This window comes from Acinetobacter sp. ANC_7635 (assembly GCF_056779945.1).
Genome location: NZ_JBWYIS010000057.1, coordinates 1 through 238, shown reverse-complemented (window position 1 = coordinate 238; position 238 = coordinate 1). Strand labels below are relative to the sequence as shown.

General features: G+C 39.5%; 1 protein-coding gene. It reads left to right on the top strand.

Features of this window, described 5'->3' with window-relative positions; translation table 11 throughout:
• Positions 1–238 (top strand): hypothetical protein (locus AC1M89_RS14870; protein ID WP_481614412.1); only part of this gene is annotated, 238 nt, incomplete at both ends.

Genomic DNA, 238 nt, shown 5'->3' with positions numbered 1-238 from the left:
GTGATGTGATCAAAGCGACTGATGAATTAGACGCTGCAGATGCTGCATTAAAAACCAATGCACAACAAGAGTTTGAAGATTCATTAGCAACTGAAGCGGATTTAGTCGCGCTTGAAACGAAGGCGAAAGACCTTCAGACTAAACTTAATGACAATGCAGAGTTAGAAGAGTCAGCAAGATATACTGATGAAACACGTGATGCACTTCAACAAGAAATTAATGAAGCTTTACAACTCGT